The sequence below is a fragment of the Microbacterium sp. genome (assembly GCF_044340635.1).
In the GTDB taxonomy this organism is placed as follows: domain Bacteria; phylum Actinomycetota; class Actinomycetes; order Actinomycetales; family Microbacteriaceae; genus Microbacterium.
Genome location: NZ_JBIITF010000022.1, coordinates 1 through 26,744 on the forward strand (window position 1 = coordinate 1; position 26,744 = coordinate 26,744).

General features: G+C 69.1%; 18 protein-coding genes and 1 pseudogene. 9 read left to right on the forward strand and 10 right to left on the reverse strand.

All coding sequences use genetic code 11. From position 1 onward, the window contains the following. Positions 1-56: 56 nt before the first annotated feature. The 4 genes from ACIQ0W_RS14875 to ACIQ0W_RS14890 form a co-directional block, all read right to left on the reverse strand. Positions 57-434, reverse strand: coding sequence for a hypothetical protein (locus tag ACIQ0W_RS14875; RefSeq protein WP_100813754.1), 378 nt, complete (start codon positions 432-434; stop codon positions 57-59). 174 nt (positions 435-608) lie between these two features. Then, positions 609-1,367, reverse strand: a complete 759-nt coding sequence (locus tag ACIQ0W_RS14880; RefSeq protein WP_396643458.1) for a regulatory protein RecX — start codon at positions 1,365-1,367, stop codon at positions 609-611. Between the two features lie 2 nt (positions 1,368-1,369). Then, positions 1,370-2,425 (reverse strand): recombinase RecA, encoded by a 1,056-nt coding sequence (recA, locus tag ACIQ0W_RS14885; RefSeq protein ID WP_036294633.1) that lies wholly within the window; start codon positions 2,423-2,425, stop codon positions 1,370-1,372. 214 nt (positions 2,426-2,639) lie between these two features. Beyond that, positions 2,640-3,191 carry a MarR family winged helix-turn-helix transcriptional regulator gene (locus ACIQ0W_RS14890; RefSeq protein ID WP_396643460.1) on the reverse strand — a complete coding sequence of 184 codons (552 nt, stop codon included), beginning with the start codon at positions 3,189-3,191 and terminating at the stop codon, positions 2,640-2,642. 87 nt (positions 3,192-3,278) lie between these two features. Between ACIQ0W_RS14890 and idi the strand changes: the two genes are divergently transcribed. The 7 genes from idi to ACIQ0W_RS14925 are packed head-to-tail and all read left to right on the forward strand — an operon-like array spanning position 3,279 to position 9,000. Beyond that, the gene (gene idi, locus ACIQ0W_RS14895; RefSeq protein ID WP_396643461.1) at positions 3,279-3,839 is read left to right on the forward strand and encodes an isopentenyl-diphosphate Delta-isomerase; all 561 of its coding nucleotides are present in this window, start codon (positions 3,279-3,281) and stop codon (positions 3,837-3,839) included. A 24-nt stretch (positions 3,840-3,863) separates the two neighbouring features. Next, the gene (locus tag ACIQ0W_RS14900; RefSeq protein ID WP_198517712.1) at positions 3,864-4,940 is read left to right on the forward strand and encodes a polyprenyl synthetase family protein; all 1,077 of its coding nucleotides are present in this window, start codon (positions 3,864-3,866) and stop codon (positions 4,938-4,940) included. Then, positions 4,937-5,869, forward strand: coding sequence for a squalene/phytoene synthase family protein (locus ACIQ0W_RS14905; RefSeq protein ID WP_100813753.1), 933 nt, complete (start codon positions 4,937-4,939; stop codon positions 5,867-5,869). Before ACIQ0W_RS14900 ends, ACIQ0W_RS14905 begins: the two co-directional genes overlap by 4 nt. Continuing rightward, positions 5,866-7,440, forward strand: a complete 1,575-nt coding sequence (crtI, locus tag ACIQ0W_RS14910) for a phytoene desaturase family protein (protein WP_396643462.1) — start codon at positions 5,866-5,868, stop codon at positions 7,438-7,440. Before ACIQ0W_RS14905 ends, crtI begins: the two co-directional genes overlap by 4 nt. 5 nt (positions 7,441-7,445) lie before the next feature. Beyond that, positions 7,446-7,808: a lycopene cyclase domain-containing protein gene (locus ACIQ0W_RS14915; RefSeq protein ID WP_396643463.1), complete on the forward strand. Its 363-nt coding sequence runs from the start codon at positions 7,446-7,448 to the stop codon at positions 7,806-7,808. Then, complete coding sequence (locus tag ACIQ0W_RS14920) at positions 7,805-8,110, forward strand: lycopene cyclase domain-containing protein (RefSeq protein WP_396643465.1); 306 nt, start codon at positions 7,805-7,807, stop codon at positions 8,108-8,110. Before ACIQ0W_RS14915 ends, ACIQ0W_RS14920 begins: the two co-directional genes overlap by 4 nt. Further along, a complete protein-coding gene (locus ACIQ0W_RS14925; protein WP_396643466.1) occupies positions 8,107-9,000 on the forward strand; it encodes a prenyltransferase in 894 nt (297 codons plus the stop codon). The genes ACIQ0W_RS14920 and ACIQ0W_RS14925 overlap by 4 nt, the downstream gene beginning before the upstream one ends. A 190-nt stretch (positions 9,001-9,190) precedes the next feature. Here ACIQ0W_RS14925 and ACIQ0W_RS14930 read toward each other — a convergent pair whose 3' ends face one another. Beyond that, positions 9,191-12,121 carry a UPF0182 family protein gene (locus ACIQ0W_RS14930; RefSeq protein ID WP_396643468.1) on the reverse strand — a complete coding sequence of 977 codons (2,931 nt, stop codon included), beginning with the start codon at positions 12,119-12,121 and terminating at the stop codon, positions 9,191-9,193. A gap of 133 nt (positions 12,122-12,254) precedes the next feature. Then, complete coding sequence (locus ACIQ0W_RS14935) at positions 12,255-13,373, reverse strand: PDZ domain-containing protein (protein WP_396643469.1); 1,119 nt, start codon at positions 13,371-13,373, stop codon at positions 12,255-12,257. Positions 13,374-13,577: 204 nt separating this feature from the next. Here ACIQ0W_RS14935 and ACIQ0W_RS14940 point away from each other — a divergent pair, with 204 nt between their 5' ends. Beyond that, on the forward strand, positions 13,578-14,954 hold the full coding sequence (locus tag ACIQ0W_RS14940) for a zinc-dependent metalloprotease (protein WP_396643494.1): 1,377 nt from the start codon (positions 13,578-13,580) through the stop codon (positions 14,952-14,954). Between the two features lie 796 nt (positions 14,955-15,750). Here the strand turns inward: ACIQ0W_RS14940 and ACIQ0W_RS14945 are convergent. Next, positions 15,751-17,574, reverse strand: coding sequence for an ATP-dependent helicase (locus ACIQ0W_RS14945; protein ID WP_396643470.1), 1,824 nt, complete (start codon positions 17,572-17,574; stop codon positions 15,751-15,753). Then, complete coding sequence (gene nudC, locus ACIQ0W_RS14950; RefSeq protein WP_396643471.1) at positions 17,571-18,479, reverse strand: NAD(+) diphosphatase; 909 nt, start codon at positions 18,477-18,479, stop codon at positions 17,571-17,573. Before nudC ends, ACIQ0W_RS14945 begins: the two co-directional genes overlap by 4 nt. Positions 18,480-18,542: 63 nt before the next feature. Between nudC and ACIQ0W_RS14955 the strand changes: the two are divergent. Beyond that, positions 18,543-19,310, forward strand: a pseudogene (locus tag ACIQ0W_RS14955) (phosphotransferase); the annotation flags it as partial. A 458-nt stretch (positions 19,311-19,768) separates the two neighbouring features. On the opposite strand, the gene ACIQ0W_RS14960 reads toward ACIQ0W_RS14955, so the two are convergent. Together ACIQ0W_RS14960 and ACIQ0W_RS14965 are read right to left on the reverse strand one after the other, a co-directional pair. Next, positions 19,769-23,305 carry a UvrD-helicase domain-containing protein gene (locus ACIQ0W_RS14960; RefSeq protein WP_396643495.1) on the reverse strand — a complete coding sequence of 1,179 codons (3,537 nt, stop codon included), beginning with the start codon at positions 23,303-23,305 and terminating at the stop codon, positions 19,769-19,771. A 35-nt stretch (positions 23,306-23,340) separates the two neighbouring features. Continuing rightward, entirely contained in the window at positions 23,341-26,694 is a 3,354-nt protein-coding gene (locus ACIQ0W_RS14965; protein ID WP_396643472.1) for an ATP-dependent helicase, read from the reverse strand. Positions 26,695-26,744 lie beyond the last annotated feature (50 nt).

Below are 26,744 nucleotides of genomic sequence, written 5' to 3' on the forward strand. Positions count from 1 at the left end.
CCCTTCGACGCGGGGTGTTTCGTCGCCGCAGGGGTGTTTCGGCTGCACCGAACGCGCTACGTGTCGATCCAGAGGGTCACGTTCAAATTCGCGAGCCGCCGCACGAGCCGAGCCGAGATCGTTTCAGCGCCGCGCGGAAGGGTCATGAAGATCCGGACGACGGTTCCTTCAGCGTGGAGCACTGCCTCGGGCAGAGGGTCGAGGAAGTCGAGGAGCGTGTCGAGCGCCGACTCAAGCTGGTCGATGCGGGCGTTCCAGTCGGGCTGGTCGAAGGTAATCGTGCCGAGCGAATAGCGATGCTCGGACTCGCCCGCGGCTCGTTCTGTCCCGAAGCTCGCGAGTTGATCGATGGGGTCCGCGCTGAAGACCGTCAGGCTCACGATGACCTGGCCGGCATCGACATCGGGGTCCGGCACGTCCACGCTCATCATCACGGCAGAATCCTGGCAGAACGGCCGTCGAAACACCCGTCGTGCGACGAAACACCCCTAGACGCGGGGTGTCTCGTCGAGATACGGGTGTTTCGCCGGTGATGGCGCGGCGCGGGCGGCACGCGGCGCGCCGAGCGCGCGCAAACAAGCGCGGCGCATAGCCAGCGCAAGCAGGTTTCAGCGGAAGCGGACCTTGGATGAGCCGACACCGGCCTCATCGAGGGCCTGCTTGGCCGCCGTCATGGCCATCGACCCGCCGAACCCGCGACGCGCGAGCTGGCCGTGCAGCCGACGGACGGCCGCCTCGCGATCGAGCGACCCCATCGAGCGGGCTTTCTGCCGGGCGAAATCAAGAGCACGCTCGGCCTCATCGTCGGGGAGTTCGTCGAGCGCCGCATCCACGACCTCGCGCGGGATCCCCCGACCCGAGAGCGTCTGCGAGATCGCGCGACGCCCTTGGCCCTTGCGGCTCGTGGCGGCATACACGAGCTGCTCGGCCAGTCGAGCATCGTCGAGATAGCCCCTCGCCTCGAAGTCCGCCACGACATCCTCGGCCGCCGCACTGTCGAGACCACGCTCGGCCAACATCCCCCGAGCCTCTTTCGCGGACAGCTGACGCGTGCGCAGCCGCTTCACGAGTGCCTGCGTCGCGCCGTCGACATCGACGCCGGGCTCGTCATCTTCGTCCGGAAGTTCGTCCCGCGTCGAGATCGCCACAGGCTTACGTGGAGCGGCCGTCGGTCCTGCAGTCGGAGCGGCCGTCGGGGCTTCGTCCTCGGCCCAATACTCGGGCGAGAACGTCACCTTGCGACTCGGGGGCGCGACCGCCCTGTCGGGCGCGGTCTGTCCGCGCTGGGGTTCTGCACCGGGGTCCGCACCCGGGAGGTAGGTGACGGGAGCCAGACGCTCGCCCCCGTCACCTTCATCGATAGGCATGATCACGCCGGGCGGCGCTGCGCCAGTTCGTCGTCCGCGGCGACGGGCGGCAGAGCCTTCGGCATGCCGATGCCGAGCTTCTGCTTGATCTTGTGCTCGATCTCGTCGGCGGTGTCGGGGTTCTTGAGCAAGAAGTTGCGGGCGTTCTCTTTACCTTGCCCCAGCTGCTCGCCCTCGTACGTGTACCAAGCACCCGACTTCTTCACGATCATGTGCTCGACACCGAAGTCGATCAGCGAACCTTCGCGAGAGATGCCGGTGCCGTAGAGGATGTCGAACTCGGCCTGCTTGAAGGGCGGAGCCATCTTGTTCTTGACGACCTTGACGCGCGTGCGGTTACCCACGGCATCCGATCCATCCTTCAACGTCTCGATGCGTCGGATGTCGAGGCGAACGGAGGCGTAGAACTTGAGCGCCTTGCCGCCGGCCGTGGTCTCGGGCGAGCCGAAGAACACGCCGATCTTCTCGCGCAGCTGGTTGATGAAGATCATCGTCGTGTTGGTCTGGTTCAGACCACCCGTCAGCTTGCGAAGCGCCTGGGACATCAGTCGCGCCTGGAGCCCCACGTGCGAGTCACCCATCTCGCCCTCGATCTCGGCGCGCGGCACGAGAGCCGCGACAGAGTCGATCACGATGAGGTCGATCGAGCCCGAACGGATCAGCATGTCGGCGATCTCGAGCGCCTGCTCACCCGTGTCCGGCTGCGAGACGAGCAGCTGGTCTATGTCGACGCCGAGCTTCATGGCGTACTCGGGATCGAGCGCGTGCTCCGCGTCGATGAAGGCGGCGATTCCGCCCGCACGCTGGGCATTCGCGATGGCGTGCAGCGTCAGAGTCGTCTTACCCGACGACTCGGGACCGTAGATCTCGATGATGCGACCGCGGGGCAGTCCACCCACGCCGAGTGCGACGTCGAGGGCGATGGAGCCGGTCGGAATGACCTCGACGGGAGCGCGGTCATCGCTGCCCAGGCGCATGACCGAGCCTTTTCCGAACTGGCGGTCGATCTGTGCGAGGGCCGATTCAAGGGCCTTCTCGCGGTCGGCGGGGTTGGGCATGGGATGCTCCTTCTGTCTCGCGGTCCATCGCCTGCAGTCTGTCGCGCAGCCGGATCGGCGATCCGGATACTTCGACAAGGCGTGAGCGGGGCTCGGTGTGGTTTCCACGTTAGGAAGGGCCTCCGACATCCGTCGTCTGGCGGTTCATGTCCGTGGAGAAACAGCACCTCGTCCACCTGTGCAGGAGCTTATCCAGCGACGAACATAGTTTCGACTAATGCGTGGGCGTGTCGTCGAAGACTTCCACGACAATCGCCGACTCGTTCCGCTCCACAACCGCATCTCCGACCACGGGCGCCTCCGCGGCGCGAGCGCCCGAGGCCGGGTCCACCGCCCGCGCGATTCGTGTCATGAACTCCGTGATGTAGCGAAGCTGCGTTTCGTCGTAGTCCCGTGCGATCCCACGCATGACATCCAGATGACCGCCGACATGCTGGTAGAAGGTTTTGCGCGAATGGTCCGTCAGAACCACGACGCGCGCACGGCGATCCGTGGGGTGTGGCCTGCGCTCGACGTGCCCCGCGACGACCAGCCGATCGATCATCTTCGATGTCGAAGCGGTGGAGATACGCAGGTGCCGCGCGAGTTCGTGGGGGCTCACGGCCGTTCCGCGTCGCTCCCACTCCACCATCATGCGGAGGGCGCGCAGGTCGGTGAGATTCATCGCCATGTCGTCGCCGAGCTCACCGTGCATGCGGTCGAGCGCGTCGCCGAGCGTGCGCAGCGCAAGGAGCGCCGAGCGCACCGGATCTGGTTGCTCACTCAATGCGTCGACACCCCCTCGGGCTCATGTGTATCATCGGGAGACAGCAATTAGCTAGCTAAGCTAGCGAATTAACAGGGGAGCACGTATATGCCCGACACCGACTACGTTGTCCTCCTCGATGAGGCGGGAAACGAGATCGGGACCGCCCCGAAGGCCAGCGTCCACGGTACCGATACCGCACTGCATCTCGCATTCTCGTGCCATGTCCTCGATGATGAGGGGCGCATTTTGGTCACCCGTCGCGCTCTCGACAAGCAGACCTGGCCCGGCGTCTGGACGAACTCGTTCTGCGGTCATCCCCGTCCCGCCGAGCCCGTCGTCGCGGCGGTCCGTCGTCGCGCGGAGTACGAGCTCGGCATCACCGTCTCATCCCTCGAGCTCGCGCTTCCGCTTTTCCGCTACCGCGCCGTTGATGCCAGCGGGATCGTGGAGCACGAAATCTGCCCCGTGTACACGGCGCGGACGAGCGATGAGCTCGTCTTGAACCCGCACGAGGCCGTGGACTATATGTGGGTACGCCCCGAGGACCTCGCGCGCTCGCTCGAGGCAACTCCGTGGGCGTTCAGCCCGTGGCTGGTCCTGCAGGCACAGCAGCTCGACCTGTTCGCGGCGCATCGGCCCGTGAACGATCATCGTCTCGCGTCATGAGACTCGCGTCATGAGACTCCCGACATGAGCCTGATCGCCACCGGTCTGGTCGGCTCCGTCGCGCGAGCCGAGATCGACACGCAGATCGACGGCGCCCTCGCGCGGATACAGCGTCGTGCGGAGCCCTTCGGCGGCGTGTTTGCCGAGTTGGGCTCCGCGATCCAGCGCTCGGCGCAGGGCGGCAAACGCTTTCGTCCCGCGCTCGTGGTCGCGACGTTCGAGTCGCTGGGCGGCGACGCTTCGACGAACGGCTGCGTCTATCCCGTCGCCGCGGCTTTCGAACTGCTGCACGCGGCATTCCTCATGCACGACGACATCCTCGACCACGACACGATGCGTCGCGGGGTGCCGAACGTATCCGGCCAGTTCCGGTCGTACGCGACGCGGTGGGGCGCGGATGCTTCGGGAGCCGCGCTCGTCGGTGATGCCGCCGGGCTTCTCGCCGGAGATCTGCTGCTGCACGAGTCTCAGCGTCTGATTGCCCTCTGCCCCGCTACCGAGGACGAGCGCGTGCGTCTGCTGGACCTGCTCGACGAGGCCGTACTGGTGTCTGCCGCGGGTGAGCTCGCGGATGTCGCCCATTCCGTTCTCGACAAAGAACCGGCTGCCGCCGACATCCTGGCGGTCACGCACGACAAGACGGCCGTGTACTCGTTCGCCGCGCCCCTGCGCGCGGGTGCGTTGTTGGCCGGGGCAAGCCCCGAGGTCGAGGCGATGTTGGCGCAGTTCGGCAGCCGGCTGGGCCTCGCCTACCAACTCGTCGACGACCTGATCGGCGCGTTCGGCACGGATGAGCAGGCCGGTCGCCCGGCGGGAGCCGATCTGCGCGAGGCGAAGCAGACCGCGCTGATCGCCCTCGCCCGAGCCACCGCAACGTGGTCCCAAGTGAGCGATGCACTGGCGCTCGCGCACACGGGACCGATCGCGGTGCGCCACGCGCAAGACATGCTCGACGGCAGTGGCGCACGAAACGAACTCGAGCGCCTCGTGAACAACGCCCTGTCAGAAGCACGCGAGCTCATCCTGCCTGGCTATGTGCCGCCGGCGACGGCGCGGATGCTCGGCGACCTCGTCAGCGCTGTAGAGGCGCGTATTCCGTGACCGACCGTTCAGCACCCCGCGACACCACTGGACTCGACCTGTACGACCGCACGGCACGCGCCGCGGCCGAGACGGTCATCTCTCGCTACTCGACATCGTTCGGCTATGCGTCGCGTCTGCTCGGTCCGCGGGTCCGACCGCACGTACGCAGCATCTACGCCCTCGTCCGTGTCGCGGACGAGATCGTCGACGGCCCCGCGCGCGAGGCGGGACTCACCGCCGAAGAGGAGGCGCGCGAGCTCGACGCGCTCGAGGCGCAGACGCTCGAGGCCATCCGCACGGGATTTTCCGCGAACCTCGTCGTTCACGCTTTCGCCCTCACCGCACGTGAGTGTGCGATCGACGAGGCGCTGGTCCGGCCCTTCTTCACCTCGATGCGGACGGACATCACCGTGTCCGAACACGACGCAGCATCGCACGATGCATACGTCTACGGATCGGCCGAGGTCGTCGGCCTCATGTGTCTGCAGGCCTTCGTGAACGCCGGCAGCCCGAACCCCGGACCGGCAGATCCCGAGATCGTCGCGGGCGCCCGACGGCTGGGAGCGGCGTTCCAGAACGTGAACTTCTTGCGGGATGCGGGTCACGACAGCGACGCCCTCGGGCGCGACTACCTCGGGCTGGACGGCTCGCCGACGACCCGGGCCGCCGTACTCGATGACATCGACGCCGATCTCGCCGCCGCGGCATCCGTCATTCCGCGACTGCCGCGGGACTCCCGACGCGCCGTGACGTGCGCGCACGACCTGTTCGCCGAGTTGAGCGCACGACTGCGACGAGCGGATGCCTCGGCCGGCCGGGTCCGCGTGCCGAACCCGGTCAAGGCGGCTTTGTTCGCGCGGGCTGCGGCGGGGGCAGCGCCGCGCGCGCCGCGGCCGACGCACGACAACCCAACCCAGGATCGACCGACGCGAGGAACACGCTCATGAGCTCCACCCAACGAGTCGTCGTGATCGGCGGGGGTATCGCAGGCCTCGCCACGGCCACCCTGCTCGCCGCGGACGGCCACGCCGTCACGCTCTTCGAGGCCCGGGATGCTCTCGGCGGCCGAGCGGGCTCGTGGGAGCACGATGGCTTCCGCTTTGACACGGGCCCGAGCTGGTACCTGATGCCCGAGGTGTTCGACCACTTCTTCCGCCTGCTCGGCACGAGCGCCGAGCGCGAGCTCGATCTCGTCCCCCTCGACCCCGCCTACCGCGTCTACACCGAGGGCGAGCCCGAACCCCTCGAGATCCACTCGGGCGTCGAGCCCGTCGCCGAGCTCTTCGAGGACATCGAGCCGGGCGCGGGTGCCGCGATCCGCGACTACCTCGCGTCGGCTCAGGACGCCTACGAACTCGCGGTCTCGCGATTCCTCTACGACTCGTATGCCTCCACGAAGGGCCTGCGTGACCCTGCTCTGCTGCGCCGGCTGCCGCAACTCCTCCCCCTGCTGACCCGCCCCCTCCACCGACACATCGAGAGTCGCTTCGCTGACCCGCGTCTGCGTCAGGTGCTCGGCTACCCCGCCGTGTTCCTGGGTGGTTCGCCGTTCGACGTGCCGAGCCTCTACCACCTGATGAGCCACCTCGACCTGGGCGACTCGGTGGCCTACCCGATGGGCGGCTTCACGACCGTGATCGAGGCCGTGGCGCGCCTCGCGCGCGAGCGGGGTGTGACGATCGAGACCGGCACACCGGTCGTCTCGATCGAGACCGCCGGGTCGCGCGCGGTCGGCGTGCGGGTTCAGGATGCCTCGGGAACGACGCGTTTCGTGCCCGCCGACCTCGTCGTGGGCGCGGGGGATCTCCACCACCTCGAGACCGAGCTGCTGCCCCCGGAGCGCCAGACGTATCCGGAGTCGTGGTGGAAGAAGCGCACACCCAGCCCGGGTGCCCTGCTGCTGCTGCTCGGCGTCGAGGGCGAACTGCCGCGTCTCGCGCACCACACGCTGGTGTTCACGAAGGACTGGCGCGGCAACTTCGACGCGATCTTCGGGGACGAACCGTACGTGCCCGATCCCGCGTCGCTGTACGTGTGCCGACCGAGCGCCACCGACCCTTCGGTCGCCCCGGCGGGCCACGAGAACCTGTTCGTGCTCGTTCCGATGCCGGCGGATGTGGCCCTCGGCCACGGTGGCGTGGACGGGGCGGGAGACCCCCGCATCGAAGCCGCGGCCGATGCCGTCGTCGAGCAGATCGCTGCATGGACGGGCATCCCCGACCTCGCGGACCGGATCGTCGTCCGCCGCACCATCGCCCCCGCCGACTTCGCGAGCGACCTGCACACGTGGCGCGGCAACTCGCTCGGGCTGTCCCACACCCTGCTGCAGAGCGCTGTATTCCGTCCGCGGAATGCCTCGCGCAAGGTCGACGGATTGCTATACGCGGGCGCAGACGTCCTCCCCGGTATCGGCCTGCCGATGTGCCTGATCTCGGCAGAACTCGTCCTCAAGCGGGTCCGTGGCGACGACGGGGCGGGGAGGGTACGCGAGCCAGTTCTCGATGCCGTGGCAGACTGAACGACGTGCCGGGCCTGTACCTTCTCGCGATCCTCGTATCGGCGGCCGGAATCGCGCTCCTCGACCGGCGCTTCCGACTCGCGTTCTGGGCGGCTCGCGGCAGGACCGTTGCGACAGTCGCGATCGGAGTTATCTTCTTTCTCGCGTGGGATGCCGCGGGCATCCTGACGGGCGTCTTCGTGAAGGGCGACAGCGAGCTCTACACCGGCGTCATGCTCGCTCCCGAGCTGCCGCTCGAGGAACTCTTCTTCCTCGCCTTCCTCTGCTACCTGACACTCGTGTGCTGGACCGCCGCAATCCGTGTTCTCGCCCGCCGTGGCGACACCGCGTCTGCCGCGGCGGGAACCGACGAGAGTAAGCACAGATGACCTATCCGCTCATCGTGGTCCCGTTCCTTCTCCTCGCCGCCCTCATCACGATCCTGACCGCACGGCGCGAAAGAATCGCCCGGCGGATGGCCGCGTCGGGGCTCGCGGCGCTCGTGCTCCTCACGCTGACCGCGGTCTTCGACAACGTCATGATCGCCGCGGGTCTGTTCACCTATCCGGCGGAGCACCTGAGCGGCATCCACATCGGACTCGCGCCGGTCGAGGACTTCGCCTACCCGCTCGCGGCGGCCTTCCTGATCCCTGCCGTGTGGACACTCCTGACCCCGAAAAACCCGACGTGACCGGCGCCGAACAGATCGGCCTCGGCCGAACCATCCGCACTCTTTTCGTGTCTTCACGGCCGATCAGCTGGGTCAACACGGCGTTCCCGTTCGCGGCCGCGTATCTTCTGGCGACGCGCGAGATCGACGTGGTGCTGATCGTCGGCACGATCTTCTTCCTCATCCCCTACAACCTGGCGATGTACGGGATCAACGATGTCTTCGACTACGAATCCGACATGCGCAATCCGCGCAAGGGCGGTGCACACGGGGCCGTTCTTGATCGACGTCTGCATCCGGTCACCCTGTGGGCCGCGGGGCTCGCGTGCCTGCCGTTCGTGGTGTTCCTGGTCTCGGTCGGCGGGCCCCTGTCGTGGCTCGTGCTCGCGTTCAGCCTCTTCTTCGTCGTCTTCTACTCCGCTCCCCCGCTGCGACTCAAAGAGGTGCCGTTCGCCGACTCGATGACCTCCAGCATCCATTTCTTCTCGCCCGCCGTTTACGGCCTCGTGCTCGCGGGCGTCAGCTGGACGCCCGGGCTCGTCGCGATCATCGTGGCGTTCGCACTGTGGGGCATCGCGTCGCACGCGTTCGGCGCGGTGCAGGATGTCTCGGCCGACCGAGAGGCGGGCATCTCCTCTATTGCCACCGCGCGGGGCGCTGCCTGGACCGTCCGTTTCGCGCTCGTCTGCTACGGGCTCTCGGGTCTGACGATGCTCGCGTCGGAGTGGCCGGGGCCCCTCGCCGCGCTGCTCGTCATCCCGTACCTCGCCGCCGTATGGCCGTACCGTAGCGTCAGCGACGCCGCTTCGAACGAGGCGACCCGGGGGTGGCGTGCGTTCCTGTGGATCAACCAGCTCGCGGGCTTCGGCGTGACGTTGCTGCTCGTGTGGTGGTGGCTGCTCACCGCGTAAGTCGCGCGCCGCAGACCCCGCCGCTGGGCCCCGCGCTGCAGCCCCAGCCGGGCCGCTCCCCTGGCACTAAGTGCGGTTCCACGACGCGACAGCTGACATCTGCTGCCAGGTGAGCGGGTCGTTTCGACAGACTCAACGACGAGACGGTGCCACCCCGGCAGGGGTGACACCGTCTCGTGTGCGACGTGGACTACTCGGCGGTCAGCTCGAGCAGCCGGTCGATTGCGTCCGTCAGGCGGGCGTCGGCCTCGCCGAACGCCGCCCAATCGCCGGCCTGCAGGGCCGTCTCGCGTTCGAGCATCGCCTCGCGCGCATCGTTCAGCAGGGCCTGCTCCTGAACATCGATGCTCCCGCCGCCACCATCCGACGGGTCGGTCGGTGTCGCGCTCGGGTCACCCGGCGTCGCATCCGGGTCCGGCTCGACGGTTCCGTCACCGGCATCCGCTCCCGAATCCCCGCCGAAGAGCGTGTCGAGCGCCTCGTTCAGCGTGTCCTCGAATGCGATCTGGTCGCCGAACGCAACAAGAACCTTCTGCAGCGTCGGCAGCTGAGTGCCACCGGATGACTGGACGAAGACGGGCTGCACGTACAGGAACCCGCCACCGACAGGAAGGGTCAGCAGGTTTCCGTTGAGCACCTCGGACTGGCCCTGGCGCAGCAAGTTGATCTGGCCCGAAACCACGGGGTCCGCGTCGAACGTGTTCTGCACCTGTCCGGGCCCGGGAACCGTGGTGTCCGCGCTCACGACGAGCATCCGCAGCGCACCATACCCTTCGGCCTTGACGCCGTTGTCGGATCCGGCGTTGGCATCCACCGCGAGGTAGCCCGTGAGGATGTTTCGCGAGGCCGTACCCGTTCCCGGGGGAATGAACGTCGTGAACATCGAGAAGGACGGTTCGTCCTGACCCGGCATCTGCATCGTCAGGTAGTACGGCGGCTGCAAACGCGTCGAGGTCGTGTCCTGCGGGTCCACCGGCGTGGCCCACGCGTTGTCGCGCTGGTAGAACGACTGCGCGTCATCGACATGGTACTGACCGAGCGTCGCGCGCTGCACCTTGAACAGGTCGGTCGGATACCGCACGTGGCTGATGAGTTCGGCTGACATCTCGCTGATGGGCTTGATCGTGTTCGGGTACACCTTCTGCCACGCCTGGATCAGCGGGTCTTCCGTGTCCCATGCGTACAGCGTCACACTGCCGTCGTAGGCATCGACCGTCGCCTTGACCGAGTTACGGATGTAGTTGATGTCGTCGATCGTGAACCGCGGGGTCGGGTTCGTCGTGTCGGCGATGGCATCCGAGAGACTCACGGTGCGCGAGTACGGGTAGGTCGACGCCGTCGTGTATCCGTCCACGATCCACACGATCCGACCGTCGACGACGCTCGGGTACGGGTCGTTGTCGAGGTCGAGGTACGGAGCGGCCTTCTGCACGCGCGTCTTCGGGTCACGGTCGTAGAGGATCTGCGAGTCCTCGTTGACATAGTCCGAGAGCAGGATGTCGGTGGACTGGAACTTCAGCGCGTAGATCAGCTTGTCGAACAGCGTGCCGATCTTCGGGCCACCGTCGCCCTCGAACGTGGTCTTCGTCTCGCTCTGACCGTCCTCAGATCCGCGCGGATAGTCGAGCTCGACCGGGGTCGTCCCATCGGGCGCACCGACGATCGAGTACACCGGCGACTGCTCGCCGAAGTACACGCGGGGCTGGAAGTTCTCGCTGTCGCTCAGGAATCCGGTCGCCGGGATTCCGCGTTCGAGGAAGACGGGGTTGCCGTCGCTCGTGCGCTGGTTGCCCGCGGCCACGACGAGGCCGTAGCCGTGCGTGTAGACGACGGTGCGGTTCTGCCAGGTGCCGGCGGTACCCAGCGCCTCCATGTCGAGTTCACGGACCGAGACGACGGTGTCCTGGGACTCCCCGTTGATCTCGTAGCGGTCGACGTCGAGCGGGTCGGTGAACTGGTAGTAGGCCCGGAACTGCTCGAGCTGACGGACCGTCGGGCTGATGATCGCGGGGTCCATGATGCGGATGGATGCCGTGGTCTGGGCGTCCTCGCGCAGGGCGCCGGGCTCGGCATCCGTCACGGCGGTCGTCTCGGTCTTTTCCAGACCGTCGATGCCGTAGGCGACCTTCGTCATCTCGAGGTTCCGGTCGATGTACTGCTCCTCGAGCGAGAACTCATTCGGCGCGACCTGGAAACGGTCGACGATCCAGGGATAGCCGACGCCCACCACGACCGCCGAGACGATCAGCAGTGCGGTACCGATGAGTGGGAAGCGCCAACGACCGATGATGGCCGTGACGAAGAAGAGGATGGCGACGAACGCCGCGATGCCCGCCAGGATGGCCTGGCCGGGGATGACCGCGTTGACGCCGGTGTAGCCGGGTCCCGTGATCAGGTCGCCCGTCTCGCTCAGCGTCTTGTAGCGATCGAGCCACAGGCTCGCGGCCTGGACGACGAGGTACAGGCCGGCGAGGATCGCGAGCTGGATACGCGCGGACTTCGAGATCCGCAGCTCCCAACGCCCGCCTTCACGCTGGCCGACGCGGACGGAGCCGTAGAGGTAGGACACGACGCCCGTCAGGCCCAGGCAGATCAGCAGAACGGCCGAGATGAATCCGAGCGCGGCGCTGTAGAACGGCATGGCGAACAGGTAGAACCCGGTGTCGAGGCCGAACTGCGGGTCGGTGGTTTCGGTCGTCACACCGTTCACCCAGAGCCAGACGGTCTCCCACTGGGTGGACGTCGAGAAGCCCGCGAAGAAGCCGAAGAAGACCGGGATCCCCCACATCGCCAGGCGACGGAGCGGTTCGACGACTTCTTGGTAGCGATCGAGCTGACTCGACAGTCGCGCGTATACCGGTCGGAGCCGGTAGGCGAGCTGGATCGTCAGCCAGACGGGAACGGCCATGGCGAGGAATCCGATGACGAACATCGTCGCGCGGGCGAGCCACTGCGTCACCAGGACCGAGTCGAACCCGATCTGCTGGTACCACATGAAGTCTGCGTACAGGGAAGCGAAGATGAAGAACCCGACAAGCAGTACGGCGATGATGACCAAGGAGATGGTCACAACGCGTCGTGTAGTGCGGGGGGCCGCTGGCTTCGAGGAAGTCGTGGTCACCCCACCAGTCTAGGCGCCCGGTTTTGGGCCGCGACCGCTCCGAGACCGGGAGAAGACCGGGTAAGCGGCCACGTTTTGGTTACGGCCGGCTATGGCACTCCTGCCGCAGCTCCCCCGGCGCTCCCCGGCACTCTCACGGAGACGTGCAGGCAGGGACGGCATCAAGGTCGCCACCGCCCCGTACGGCGTCGAGCGCGGTGATCGCGTCGTCCAGGTCGGCCACCGAGAAGACGCGCAGCCCCGAGGGGATGTGCCCGACCACCTCGTCGCAATTCGCCTCGGGTGCGAGGAAGTATTCCGCCCCGGCGCCCTCGGCCCCGTAGAGCTTCTGACGGATGCCGCCGATCGGCCCGACGACGCCGTCGGCGGTGATCGTGCCCGTACCCGCGACCTGCAGGCCGCCGTTCAGATCTTCCGGGGTCATGGTGTCGATGATTCCCAGCGCGAACATCAGGCCCGCGCTGGGACCTCCCACGTTGTCGAGCTGGATCGTGACCTGAACCGGGAAGTCGTAGTCGACGATCGTGGACACCCCCACCTGGTAGGTCGAGTCGTCCTCGTTGAGGACCGGGGTGACATCTACCGTCAACTCGGCACCGTCGCGTTCGATCGTGAGGGAGACCGGCGCGCCATCCGTCTCCTGGATGATGTCGCGCAGCTCCGTGACGTCGGCCACGTCCTGATCCTCCGCCGCGAGGACGATGTCATCCGGCTCGAGCACGCCCTCCGCCGGCGATCCCTCCGGAAGCGAGTGGATCCGGACGCGCGAGTCGACCTGGTAGCCCAGCTCGCGGAGCGCCGCGACCGTGGCCTCGTGCTGCGAATCGACCATCAGCTGCGCGTTCTGCTCCGAGCGCTGTTCGCTCGTCTGGCCCGCCGGAAACACGGAGTTCAGCGGAACGACCGCGCGGGAACGGTCGAACCAGGCGCCCATGAGCTCGAGCCACGTGGGCGTGCGCTCGCGGTTGCCCACCACCTGGACGGTCGTCAGGTCGAGAGCACCCGACGTCTCGAACGTCTCCGCGCCCTCGACCTCGATGAGCGGAACGGCCGCGCCATCCGCTCCCGTCGCCGTTCCCAGGGTGTTGTAGACCGGGCCCGGCTGCTGGATCACGTATCCCGTGGGCAGGAACGTCAGCGTCGCCAGACACACCAGCGCGATCGCGAGCGCGACGATGCCGATCCTCGTCGAACGCCGGAGCGGAGGTCGTTGCGCGGGCACGACCCGGAGGTCTTCGTCGAACAGCGCCACGGGGGGACCTTTCTTCGCTCCGAGATACGGAGCGGGACTTCGGGCGCCGTTCGCGAACGGCGTAAGCAATGCGAGCCCGACCCCGGCGGGGCCATAGTCGGCTGCGACTAGCGTAGAACCACCCACCCCGAACGACGCTGAGAGGCGGCTGAAGTGCCTGGCGACGAGAACCCCGAGGACGACTTCGAAGAGCTTCTGCGGCGCATGCTCGGAGGCGGCGGACAGATCGATCCGGCGCAGTTCGAGCGGCTGACCGGCATGCCGCTGGACCCCGCCATGATGGCCATGGTCCAGCAGCAGCTGCGCGGGGCGATGGCGGCCGGCGACGGCATCCCGTGGGGTGTCGCCGAGCAGCAGGCCCTCCAACTCGCTCGTACCGGCGACTTGAGCGTGACAGATGGCGACCGCGTCGACCTGGACGGTGCGCTCACCCTCGCGAATCTGTGGCTGAGCGAAGCCACCGTCATCTCCGAGCTCGCGCAGACCCCCCGCATCATCACGCGCGCCGAATGGGTGAGCGCGACCCTGCCCGTCTGGCAGGAGTTCGCCGAACCCGTGGCGACGAGCATCACGGATGCCTTGACCCGCACGCTCGCCGAGCAGGCACCGGAAGAGCTCAAGCCCCTCCTCCAGGGCGCGGGCAAGGTCATGCGCTCGCTCGGCGGGTCGCTGTTCGCGACGCAACTCGGTCAGGTCGTCGGGCAGCTTTCGACCGAGGTGATCAGCGGCGGCGACGTGGGAATCCCGGTGATGCCGGCCGGCGAGGCAGCCATTCTTCCGCAGAACTTCGCCGATTTCGGCCGTGACCTCGATATCGCGGACGATCAGCTCGCGCTCGCGGTGGCGGTGCGCGAGCTCGCGCACGCCCGTCTCTTCCGTCACGCGAAGTGGTTGCGCCTGCACGTGCTCTCGCAGGTCACCGAGTTCGCGCGCGGAATCGATGTCGACACCGATGCTCTCGAGGACCTCGCGTCCCGATTCGACCCCTCGCGCCCGGACGAGCTGCGAACGGCGCTCGAAAGCGGCGCGCTGCTGCCCGAGCACACCGAGGCTCAGCGCGCGGCTCTCGCGCGCCTCGAGAGCCTCCTCGCGACGGTTGAGGGGTGGGTCGACGTCGTCACCGAGGATGCGACCGCACGGTTGCCCAAGGCCGCGGCCATTTCCGAGACGGTCCGCCGTCGCCGAGCCGCGGGCGGGCCCGCCGAACAGGCGCTCGCGTCGCTCGTCGGGCTGGAGTTGCGGCCCCGACGTCTGCGCGAAGCCGCCGCGATGTGGCGGGCGATCACCGAGGCCGTGGGTGTCGATGCTCGCGATTCGCTGTGGGACTACGCCGACTTCATGCCGAGTTCCGAAGACATCGACGACCCGTCGCGGATCATCGACAGCCTTCGCCGTCGCGCGCTCGGCGCTGACGCGCCCGAGACAGAACTCGATGAGCTCGACGACGCGATCGCGCGGATCCTCGCCGGAGAGGAATCGTCCGACCCGCGGACGGACCTCGATGCCGATGGGGATTCCGATCGGGACCAGAACGACGACTCCGAGGCCGACGGCGGAGCGCCCGACGGGCCGGTGCGCTGACACCGCCCGTCCTCCACAGGGGCGCTTGAGCGGAGACCTTCGCCCCGGCCTGTGGAATCCCCCGTCCACGACCGGTGGGCACGCCACAATCGCGGAATGACCGTGATGCTCCGCCTGGATCAGACCCACACGCCGCTCTGGCGCGATGCGACGACGATGCAATTGGGCGAACACGCCCAGTCGCGGTTGACGGATGTCTCGCCGTGGCAAGAGCGCCTGTTGTTCGAACTCACGCGCGGGCTACCCGATTCGGGTGTGGAGGTCTGGGCAGAATTGCAGCGCGTGCATCCCCGCGAGGTCCGGGCCTTCCTCGACCGTCTGGGCACGGCACTCCTGCGGATCGACCTCGAGAGCCGGAGCGTTCCCGGCGGGATCGTGCTCGAGGCACCTCGGGGAGGTTCGGGCGACCCACTCGTCGTCGCGATGCGGATGGCGCTCGAGACGTCCTCGTACCGGGTGACAGTGATCGAGGAGGCCGATCCGGGCGAACACGATCGACGCGGGGACGAGACATCCGGTGCAGATGTCGTGGTGATGCTCGCGCGGCACGTGCTCGATCCGCGGCGCGCCGCACCGCACCTGCGCGCGGACCGCGTTCATCTGCCGGTGGTGGTCGGCGGCGCCGGCATCGTCATCGGGCCGCTGATCGTGCCGGGCGCGACGGCCTGCCTGATGTGTCTGCATCTCGCGCGTCGTGATGCCGACGAAGCCTGGCCCATGCTGGCGCTCCAACTGCTGTCGGCTGGTGCGCCCGTGCCGTCACCCGAGCTCGTCCACGAGAGCGCGGCGGCACTCGTCAGGATCCTCGCGGACCCGCGTTCCGCGGAGGGGCGCTCGGTGATGCTGAACGCGGCGGGCGGCCGGCGGCAGCAGGTGCACCGGCCGCACGATGCGTGCGGATGCCGAGCTCCTGAAGGAAACGCGAAGGCTCCCGCTCAGCTCTCCCGTTCCCGGCGGACCACGACAGCGAGACAGAACGCCGTGCCCGCGTGAGGGCGACGTAGAGCAACCTGCGTTCCTCGTCGATCTGCTCGAGTCCACGCGCGTACGAGATCGGCAACAGTCCCTCGGACAAACCGATCACATGGACGTGGTCCCATTCGAGCCCCTTGGCCGCGTGGATCGTCGCCAGGGTGACGGTGCGCAGTCCCGGATCGTGCTGATCGCGCGCACGGGCCTGGAGGTCGTCCGTGAAGGCGCGAAGCGTCGTGCCCGGCGCCGCATCCTCTGCCAGACGCAAGAGCGTCGCGCGCGCTTCCCATGCGTCACGGAGCGCCCCACCCGCCGGCGGCGGCGTCTCGGTGTACCCGCGGGAGCGCAGCAGATCGCGAACGATCGGAACGAGCTCGCCCGAACCGCCCGCGACGGACTCGCCGCGAAGCACCATGACCGCGTCACGCACCTCGGGCAGCTCGAAGAAGCGTTTGCCACCGAGGACGCTCGCGGCGATGTCCTGGGCGGCGAGCGCCCGCTGCAGCGCCGCCGACTGCGAATGAGCCCGATAGAGCACGGCGAAGCCCTCGGCCGTCTCACCCGCGTCGAGCCGTCGCTTGATGTCGCGGGCGACCGCCGCCGCCTCGGCGTCGTCGTCGGGATGCATCGCGGTCGTCGCGGGAGGCGCGGCGCGGCGGCCGGCCGCCGGCTCGTCACCCTGTGGTTCGCCCCCGCTTGCACCCGCGGCCACGAGCTCGAGGGCCCCCGGTCGGCCGCGCATCAGCGCGTTGGCCGTCGCGAGAACGGGCGGCGCCGAACGATAGTTGCGCTCGAGGCGCACCATCAGCGCCCCCGGGTGGTGCCGCTCGAAATCCAGCAGGAAGCGCGGGTCCGCGCCGGCGAAGGAATAGATCGTCTGGCTCGCGTCGCCGACCACGCACAGATCATCCCGGTCGCCGAGCCAGAGGGAGAGGAGGCGCTCCTGGAGCGGCGAGACATCCTGGTACTCGTCCACCGTGAAGTGGCGGTACTGCTCGCGAACGGCCCGCGCGACCCGCGGTTCGGACTCGATCATGCCGGCGCAGGCGAGCAGGATGTCTTCGAAGTCGAGCTGGCGCCGCTCGTCCTTGAGCTTTTCGTAGGCCTCGTGCAGACCGACCACGGCGTCGGGGCTCAGGCGCCCGAGACCCGGTCGGCCGGCACGCGCATAGTCCTCGATCGTGCGGAGGGTCACCTTCCGCCATTCGATTTCGGATGCCACGTCGCGAAGCGTCGCCCCGTCGAGTGTCAGGCGCAGGCGACTCGCCGCATCCGACAGCACGCGCACCTTGTTCGGCAGCACGGGCGGCGCCGACTCCCCGCCCGCTACCGTCGGCCAGAAGTAGTTCAGCTGCGCGAGCGCGGCCGCGTGGAAGGTACGCGCCGACACCCCCTCGATACCCAGCGACCGCAACCGCCCCCGCATCTCCCCCGCGGCGCGAGTCGTGAACGTCACGGCCATCACGCGCGGCGGCGAATACATCCCGCTGTCGACGCCGTAGGCGATGCGATGCGTGATCACGCGCGTCTTGCCGGACCCCGCTCCCGCGAGTACGCAGACGGGTCCGCGAATCGCGAGCACTGCCTCGCGTTGATGCTCGTCGAGATCGTTCAGGGCACGCTCGGCGCCCTCCGGAGCATCCGTCATCGCTCCGTGACCCGCTCGAGCCACCGCTCGATGAGTCCGCGCGAGATGGATGACGGCCCGGGCAGCGTCACGTCGCCCTCACCGGCAAGCGCCCGGGCGATCTCGTCGGGCTCGAACCAGCGCACATCCACGATTTCGGAGCCGTCGGGACGTGCGGCCTCCGCGTTCTCGGTCGAGGCAAGGTATCCGAGCATCAGAGAACGCGGGTACGGCCAGGCTTGCGAACCGACGTATTCGAGCGCCGTGATGCGCACGCCCGACTCTTCCTCGATCTCGCGTACGAGGGTTTCCTCGGCCGACTCCCCGGCTTCGACGAAACCCGCGAAGCACGAGTAGCGCCCCTCCGGCCAGGCGGCATTCGACCCGAGCAGCAGGCGTGTGCCGTCCGTGACCGCGACGATGACGGCGGGGTCGGTGCGGGGGAAGTGCTCGCGTCCGCACGAGGGACAGTGCCGCGACCATCCGACGTTTCGCAGTTCCGTCCGCGTGCCACACGCGGGGCAGAAGGCGGCGTCACGGATCCACCGAGCCAGCGACAGGGCCTCGACGAAGAAAGCGGCTTCCTCGAGACCGAGCGCGCCGCCCACCTCGCGCAGCTCCGCCCATCCGCCGGCGGGATCGATCGGGGCATCGTCATCTTCTTCGAGCAGCGCCAGCAGAACGGGGCCGCTGGCGTCGCGGCCGAGGAACGCCACGATCACCTCGGCGTCCACCACGGACTCGGGTACGAAGACGATTGCACCGGTCTCATCGAGCGGAGCGCGACCCCGCCGCAGCAGCAGGACGCGGGCGCCGGGCTCGGCCGCGAGAACCACGAGACCGTCGGAGAGATCGCGGTCGACAGCCGAGCGGTCGATCGGCGAGACCGGGGGCGTGATCACCCTGGGCAGGCCCGGGACCGTCATGGAAGACCTCTTTCGCGGGCGTGGCGCGGGTAGTGCGTACGAGGACAGACCTACCCTGGGGGCATGACTGGCTCCCCCCTCACTTTAGCCGCGTCGGTGAGCGCAGCCCTGCCCGAGGCCGCGATCGTCTCGACGGCTGCCCTCTCCACAGGCGAGGGCGGACGCTACGACAGCGCCGTCGTCGGACTGGACGATGGATCGCACGTCGTCGTGCGCGCGCCGGTGGATGCATCCGCCGCGAGCGACCTCGCCACCGAGGCGCTCGCTCTGCGCGCCCTGACCCCGGGCGCCCGAGCCCTGCTGCCCTTCGCGGTGCCCCGTCCGCTCGGCGAGGTCGCACTCGCCGAGGGGCGAGCCCTCCTCACCGACCTCGTCCCCGGCTATCGCGTCGAGGCCGGTGACCTGCCGGCGGGCCCCGGCGCCGCGACCTCGATCGGGATCGTCCTCGCGGCCCTGCACGCGCTCCCCGCATCCGTCGTCCGGGCCGAGGGATTACCCGTCAAGACCGCTGAAGAGGTGCGCGAGTCGGTCGTAGCCCTCGTCGAACGGGCCGCTTCCACACGTCGTTTGCCCGTCGCCCTCGCCACGCGCTGGCGACGCGCCGCCGAGGACGAGGCGCTGTGGCGCTTCGAACCGTGTGTTGTTCTCGGCGACGCGGTCGCATCGTCCTTCCGTTACGAAGACCGAGACGGTGTTCCGACCGTCTCGGGCGTGCTGGGCTGGAGCCGGTTCAGCGTCGGCGATCCGGCCATCGATCTGCAGTGGCTGGCCGCGGCGCCGGATGCCGCCGACGACGTGTACGCCACGTATGTGTCTGCAGCACACCGTTCGCCCGACGCCGATCTACGCACCCGTGCTCGGCTGTATGCCGAACTGGAGTTCGCGAAGTGGCTGCTGCACGGCCACGAACAGCGCCGAGACGATGTGGTCGACGACGCGGTGGCGCTGCTGGACGCGCTCGTCGACGGTCTCGGCGATAGCGCGACGCGGCTCGACCCGGTCGCGGTCGTCGGTGTGGACGACGCGATGGCGGTGCTCGCCGACACTCCCGTGACGAAGGCGAGTGCCGAGGACGACGGCAGCATCGCCATGCAGACCGATGCCTACGACCCCGAGATGGTTTCGCTGTTCGTCGCCTCGGCCCGAGAGCACGAACCGAACGATCGCGATACGTCCGCGGTGGTCGGCGAGCGCACAAAACGATCATCTTCGCCGCGCGGACCATCACCCGCCCCGGTCACCGACATGGAAACCGCACCGATCGACGTGAGCAGCTGGGGCGAACTCCGTCAGTCCGCCGGCTCGGGCGACGCGGCCGGCGCTGCCCCCGCACCGGACACGGGGTCGCGTGACTCCGCCGATCCCGTGGTTCCGGACCCCTCCGATCCAGACGAGGAGGTCGAGGCAGCACGGGCCTCGCGCGCCGCCTTCCAGCGCTGGGCGAGATCGGCCTCGGAGTAGAGTCGGTCACCCCGCAGGACGAGGTCGTCGCCCACGTAGTACAGCACGACGTCGATCTGATCCAGAGGGACGCCGCGGGCCTTGTGATAGGCCACGCGATAGAGGGCGAGCTGCAGCATCCGCTCCTCCCGCTCCGCTTCTGAGCGTGGCGGACGTCCCGTCTTCCAGTCCACGATCTCGATACGGCCCCCGCGATCGTCCCGACGATAGACGGCATCGAGCTTGCAGATGACGACGCGACCGGGGCCGTCGGGCTCGGCCAGAGCGAAGTCGATCTCGGCTTCGACCTCGAGGGGCTGCAACGGCCCCCACTCCGATCGCTCGAAGTTCGCGCGAAGTCGCTCGAGGTCGGCGGCGTCTTCGGCGGAGGCCTCGGAGTCGGTCGGATCGTCGTCGCGTTCCCACAGCGCGTCATCGGTCGAAGCCCCCGCTCCGCTCCGACCCGACCGATGCTCGACCCACGAGTGGAACAGGGTGCCGAGGCGCGTCTGCCGGTAGGGCCGCTCGGGCATGGGGCGCGCAATGGCAGCCACGGTTCCCGTGTAATCCGTCACGAAATCCTTGAAGCGGGATGCGGGGATGCGTGTCGGCGCCGCATGTCGGGGGCCCTGTGCACGCAGGTCGCGCTCGGCGAGCAGACGCGCGAGCAACTCATCCGGTTCGGGGTCGGCGCGCGTTGCCGCCATCTCGACGCTCGCCGCCGCGGCACGGACGATGGGACCCCGCGCACCCAGCGGATCGAGGGGCCACGAGAGCACCTGACCGCCGCGTTCGACATACGGGTTCTCACCCGGGTCGGCGGGCTCGATCGGCGGCATCCCGAGCGCCTCGATCATCTCGCCGAGATAGGGACTCGGGTTGCGCGGCTTGCTCTGCCCACCCCACTGCGAGCCGGTGAGCAGCAGGTCCGAGCGCGCTCGCGTGACGGCGACGTATGCGAGGCGCCGCTCCTCGGCCTTCTGGTGATCGCGCACCCCGTCGCGATAGGAGGCGATGGCCTTCCGCAGAGCGGATCGGTCGGGATCCGCGCCCGGGCGCCAGTCCAGCACGGGCAACGCATCCCGGTCGCCGCGGAACGCATAGGGCAGCACGCCGAAGCCGAGCCATCCGGCGACCGAACGCGGGGCCTTGGGCAGCTCGTCCTGCACGAGCCGGACGACGGCCACCGCGTCCCACTCCAGGCCCTTCGAGCCGTGCACGGTCAGCAGCTGCACGACTCCGGGTTGAGGAGGCTCTGGGCGGGGCATGAGCTCATCGGTCTCTTCCGCGTGATCGAGCCAGGCGAGCAGACTGCTGATCGAGCCTCGCTCATCGGCCGTGAGGAAGGCGCGCACCTCATCGAGAAAAGCACGCAGCTGCGCCGAGGCGACGCGCGCGGGTCCCCGGGTCTCGTTCGCCGCCAGCTCGATGTCGAGGCGCAGCTCGAGCTCGATCGTGCGGATCAGATCGGGGATCGGCTGGGCGACTGCCCGCCGCAGACGCCCGAGCATCTCCCCCGCCTCGCGCAGGCGAGCACGCCCGGCGGGCGTGATGTCGGCGAGGAGGCGGTAGTCGTCACGTACGGTGCGGACGAACTCGAGCGCATCCACGAGCGATGGCTGTTCGTCGGCGCCGGCCGAACCCCGCACGCGTGCCGCCAGCTCGGCAGGGAGCGGCACGAGCGAACCGTCGCGCTTCGCGAGCGCATCCGCCAGGGCATGCAGGGCAGCGAGGTCGGCCACACCGATCGCGAAGCGGGGGCCCGACAGCAACCGGATCAGCGACGACCCCTGCGCGGGATCATGGACGACCCGGAGCGCTGCGACGACATCGACCACTTCAGGGGTCGTCAACAGCCCACCGAGTCCGAGGATGCGGTGCGGAACGTCATGCCGCGCCAACGCCTCGGCGAACGCATTCATGTGTCGCTTGGTCCGGAACAGCACGGCACCGGAGTGAGCGCGGGGACTGGCCGATTCCGTCTGCGCCGCCTCATGCCTGGCGCGCACCTCGACGAACCAGCGCGCGACCGCATCCGCTTCGTCGTCGATCGTCTTCTCGAATCGACACTCGACCCGCCCCTCTGCGGCACCGGGCCGTGCCCCCAGGGCGCCGACCGGCACCCCGCGATGCTCCGCTCCCACCACGAGCCGGTTCGCAGCGGTCAGGATGTTGAGGTCGTTCCGCCAACTGACCATCAGGCTGAACCGACCGCAGGCGGTTTCCTTCGCGAAAGCGACCGGGAAGGCCCCGAGGTTGTCCGCGGATGCGCCGCGCCAACCGTAGATCGACTGATTGGGGTCGCCGACGGCCATGACGGCGGAGTCACGGAAGACCTCGGCGAGCAGGCGCGTCTGGATGACCGAGGTGTCCTGATACTCGTCGAGCAGCACAACGCGGTACTGCTCGCGAAGCTGGTCGGCGACCTCGGGCGCGCGCTCGATGATCTCGAGCGCGCCGGCGACCTGATCGGCGAAGTCGAGGGTGTCCTCCGCGCGCTTGCGGGTGGCGTAGTCGTTCACGAGGCCCGCGAGAACGGGCAGTCCGCTCATCGCGGCATGGAACTTCTCGATGTCTCCGGGATTGGCGAGCGCCGGGTTCGTCAGCGGTTCGAGCGCCGCGGCCCATTCTTCGCCGAAGCGGGCCACGCTCTCCGCATCGACACGGTTGTCGAGCAGCTCGCCGGCGAGGCGGTGCACGGCATCGACGACACTCGCGAAAGCCTCACCGCGCTCGGAGAGTCGTTCGTCCTGGGATGCCACCACCACCCGCCGTGCGAGCAGCCACGAGCCGGACTGACTCATGAGCGCGGCGTCCGGGTCGCGCCCGATCCGAGGCCCGTGCTCGCGCACGATCGCGTCGGCGAAAGCGTTGTAGGTCGATACGCGGGGCCGCGACAGCAGGGCCTCGCCCGCCGCATCCTGCTCCGGAGGCACGGCGCCGAGTGCCTCGGCGAGCGCGTCGACGAAGGCGACCAGCTCGGCGTGCCGCGCGCGCGCCGTCAGCCCGCCTGCTGTGGCCCAGAACGCCGCCAGCGTTCCATCCGCGGCGAGCGCCTCGAGGTGGGGTAGCAGCCCCCGCCGACCGAACTCGTCGATGCCCGCCAGCCGCTGCTCGATCCGCTCGGCCAACTCGCCCGCGGCCTTGCGGGTGAAGGTCAGCCCGAGCACCTCGTCGCGTCGCACATGCCCGTTGGCGACGAGCCAGACGACCCGCCCCGACATCGTCTCGGTCTTGCCGCTGCCCGCCCCGGCCACGACGAGCGCGGGGCTGGGTGGCGCCTCGATCACGGCGCGCTGATCGGGCGTCGGGTCGGGCAGACCCAGAGCCGCCGACAGGACCGGGGCCGACAGGCCCAGTCGACCCGGCCACTCGGCGCTTCGCACGGAAGAGGACGCGGTGTCGGCCGACACGATCGCGCTCACGAGGCCGACACCGCCTTGATCGTGTGGATGCGGCACACGGCGAAGCGGTCCGTCGTGCAATGCGTGTCGAGGTTCGCATCGAACCGGTCGGACGACATCCCCTCGGCCACGTCGATGATGGTGCGAAGGAACGACGTCCGACGCGCGGCATCCATGGGGGCTTGACGCGCGAGACGGTAGTGCGTGTTCTTCAGGGTCTTCGACAGGACGAGGAGGCGGGCGCCCGCGTTCGCCGTCGGATCGGCGCCGGGGAGCAACCCCTCGAGAAGCGCGAGTTGATACGCCGCGAGTTGGGCGTCTTCCGCGACCTTCTCGTCGGTGACCTTGTCTTCCGAACGCCCCGTCTTGAGATCGACGACGACGACCCGCTCCGCACCGCCCCCGTGCCCGGTATCCAAGGATTCCCCACGGCCGGGGGGATAGACCTCGATGCGGTCGACCGATCCGCTGAGCAGCGCCAGCCGGCGACCCTCCGGGATGTTCGATCCCGTGTCCGCGCGGGGTTCCCCATCCTCGTTCCGTTCGCCATCACGGAGGGCCCAGACATCCGGCGCCGCCTCCCCGCCCCCTTCGGCGCTCGCCACGGAATCCATGTCGATCGCGAGGCGGAAGCGCGCCTCGGCGCCGACGGCACGACCCTCTTCGCGATGGAAGCGCTCGAGGTATGCGTGCAGTCGGTCCACGAGCAGCCCCGCCCAGGCGTGCTCCTTGCGGGACATCCACGGCGCCTCGAAATCGAGCTCGCCCCAACGCCCGTCGACGACGGCCTGCAGGGCATCGCGGTCGCCGCTCGGCACCTCTTCCATGGCCGCGTGCAGGATCGTTCCGACCCCCGCCGACCACGAACGTGTGTCCCCGCCGAGGGCGCGGATCGCCCAGTCAAGGCCGCACGCATCGAACGCGTCGAGCTTCGATGGCGAGACGTGCACCGGCGCGCGGGTGGGGTCACGCAACGGACCGTTCGAGGATGCCTCGGCCAGGCCGTACCACTGATGCGGGGCCGCTCCGGGCACTCCCGCGCGAGCGAGCACGACGAGTTGACCGGCCGCGTGCGCGCGCACCGGAGCGGGTGCGACGGGCGTCGTGAGCGCACGCCGATGCTGGGCCACGAGTCCGCGAAGAGTCAGCGGATGATCCACCGCACCGGACGCATCGTCCGCGTCGTCGGGTTCGGGGAAGAAGCTCAACAACGGGCTCGGCCCGCGATCGTCGTCGTCGACGGCCGTCACCGCGAGGCGGGTGCGCGCTCGGGATACGGCGCGGACGAGCAGCCGCAGTTCGTCATGGAGCGCGGCACGGCGCCGGTCGAGCGTGTCCGTCGTCCCGGAACCCGGAGAGCCGTCCGCAGCATCCGCTCGCCCGAAATCCGCCGCTGCCGCCACATCGCCGAGCCGCCAGGTGTCGAGCAGGCCGCCGCGCAGTCGCACGTTCGGCCACACACCGTCCTGCACGCCCGCGATGACGATCCCCTCGAACTGCGTGCCGAGTGCCGCCGCGGGTGTGAGCAAGGACACCGTCTCGGCCACATCCGGCGACGTCAGCATGTCTTCGGGCACCTCGCTGTCGACCATGCGGCGGAGGAACGCCTCGGGCGTCTCGTTGGGGGATGTCTCGACGAAACGCTTCGCGGCATCGAACAGCGCCACGAGCGCGTCGAGCGCGTGACCGCTCTCCGCCGACAGCGTGCCGGGGGTCGTGGCGAGCTCGTGCCATACGCGAGCGAGCGGTCGACCCCCGCCATCCCGCGCACGATCCCACGCGACCCACAGCAGATCGTGCACGGTGGCACCCCGCTGGGCGTCATCGTGCAGCACGCGCAGAGTCGTGGCCAGACGCTCGGCCGCTCGGGCCTCGGGCGTGTCGAGCAGAGCGAGTTCGAGAGGGTTTGCCATGGCCTCGTGCAGCAGCTCGCGGGCCGGGCGGGTACGGCCATCGGCGAGTTCGGCATGCCGCAGACGAGCACGAAGACGCCGGAGTCCGACCGCGTCCAATCCGCCGAAGGGTGAGAGCAACGCCGCCGCCAGCGCGTCGGAATCTCGCGTGTCGGGGGCACTCATGCCGAGCCGCACGAGCTGAACGAGGTCGCGTACGACGCCCTCGCTCCCGAGCGGCCGCGGCAGGCTGGACGAACGCGTTGGCACCTCGCGCGCGGCCAGTTCGGCCTCGAGCTCACCGACCTGGCGGGTGTCATGGGCCACGACGGCGAGCGCCGACCAGGGGATCTCGTCGACGATGTGCCACTCGCGCAGCACCCGCGCGATGCGATCGATCTCTTCGTGTGGCGAGGGTGCGATGATCGTCCGCACGCGGGCATCCGGCGGGAGTTCGGGCCCGGGCGCCCGACGATGTTCGACACGTCCGGACGCCCCGATCGCGGACGTCACCTCGCGCGTTATCCGTGTCAGCGCCGCGGTCGACCGGTGCTGATCGTCGAGGACGTGCAGCGTGCCGAGCGCGTCGCAGAGGCGGGCGAAAAGCTCGGGCGACGCCCCACGGAACGAGCCGGACCCGATGTCGGGATCACCGAAGGCCAGCACCGCGACGCCCCGCGCCCGCAGGCCCCGAAGCATAGCCATCCCCCCGCGCGTGAGCTCTTGAGCGTCGTCGACGAGCACGGCACGCAGCCGAGCCGGGGGGCCGAGCAGCGCCTCGCCCGCCGCGCCCGAGGGCGCCGTCGCGAGGATCGCCGCTGCCTCACGCAACAGTTCGGCCGGATCACGGTGATCGGAGCGCATCGCGTCCACCGTGAACCGATAGTCGGTCAAGAACTCCGCCGAGCTCACCCACGCCTCGCGCCCCAGGCGTCGTCCCGCGGCCGCCAGCTCGGCGGGGCCGATGCCCCGCTCGGTGCACTCCGCGAGCAGCGCCCGCAGCTCGGCACGGAATGTGCGCGATCCCCGCACCGCGGGACCGAGCGATGCGGGCCATCGCGGGACGCCGCGCTCGGCGTCCCGCTCATCCCCCGCGAGCAGCTCGGCGATGATGCGGTCCTGATCCGGCGCCGTGAGCAGACGCGGGGGCTCACCACCACGCTGCACGGCGACGGCACGCACGAGCTGGAACGCGAAGGAGGCCATCGAACGGGCCAGGGGCCCCGGGGTCGCCACCCCGCCCACGAGCGCGAGCCGGTCGCGCAGCGCCGTCGCCGTCTGGCGGGTGGGTGTGAGCACGAGCACCTCGTCCACGCCCACGCTCGCGGAGGTGAGCAGACGCGCCACGCGCGCGATCAGGGCCTCGGTCTTGCCGGTGCCGGGCGCGCCGATGACGACGCCCGAGGCATCCGGCGGCAACATCGCGACGGCTGCCTGTGCCGCGTCGAGGTCGCCCACCCCGCCGCCATCCATGCTCATCCCCCCACGCTAACGCGCCCTCCCGACACCGCTCTCCGCCCCGCGAGTTG

What these genes read in the sequence shown, in the direction of transcription:
- ACIQ0W_RS14920 (WP_396643465.1), top strand. Translation starts at nt 7,805, where the DNA reads ATGACCTATCCGCTCATCGTGGTCCCGTTCCTTCTCCTCGCCGCCCTC.
- recA (WP_036294633.1), bottom strand. Translation starts at nt 2,425, where the DNA reads ATGCCCAACCCCGCCGACCGCGAGAAGGCCCTTGAATCGGCCCTCGCA.
- nudC (WP_396643471.1), bottom strand. Translation starts at nt 18,479, where the DNA reads ATGACGGTCCCGGGCCTGCCCAGGGTGATCACGCCCCCGGTCTCGCCG.
- idi (WP_396643461.1), top strand. Translation starts at nt 3,279, where the DNA reads ATGCCCGACACCGACTACGTTGTCCTCCTCGATGAGGCGGGAAACGAG.
- ACIQ0W_RS14965 (WP_396643472.1), bottom strand. Translation starts at nt 26,694, where the DNA reads ATGAGCATGGATGGCGGCGGGGTGGGCGACCTCGACGCGGCACAGGCA.
- ACIQ0W_RS14900 (WP_198517712.1), top strand. Translation starts at nt 3,864, where the DNA reads ATGAGCCTGATCGCCACCGGTCTGGTCGGCTCCGTCGCGCGAGCCGAG.
- crtI (WP_396643462.1), top strand. Translation starts at nt 5,866, where the DNA reads ATGAGCTCCACCCAACGAGTCGTCGTGATCGGCGGGGGTATCGCAGGC.
- ACIQ0W_RS14945 (WP_396643470.1), bottom strand. Translation starts at nt 17,574, where the DNA reads ATGACGGATGCTCCGGAGGGCGCCGAGCGTGCCCTGAACGATCTCGAC.
- ACIQ0W_RS14940 (WP_396643494.1), top strand. Translation starts at nt 13,578, where the DNA reads ATGCTCGGAGGCGGCGGACAGATCGATCCGGCGCAGTTCGAGCGGCTG.
- ACIQ0W_RS14880 (WP_396643458.1), bottom strand. Translation starts at nt 1,367, where the DNA reads ATGCCTATCGATGAAGGTGACGGGGGCGAGCGTCTGGCTCCCGTCACC.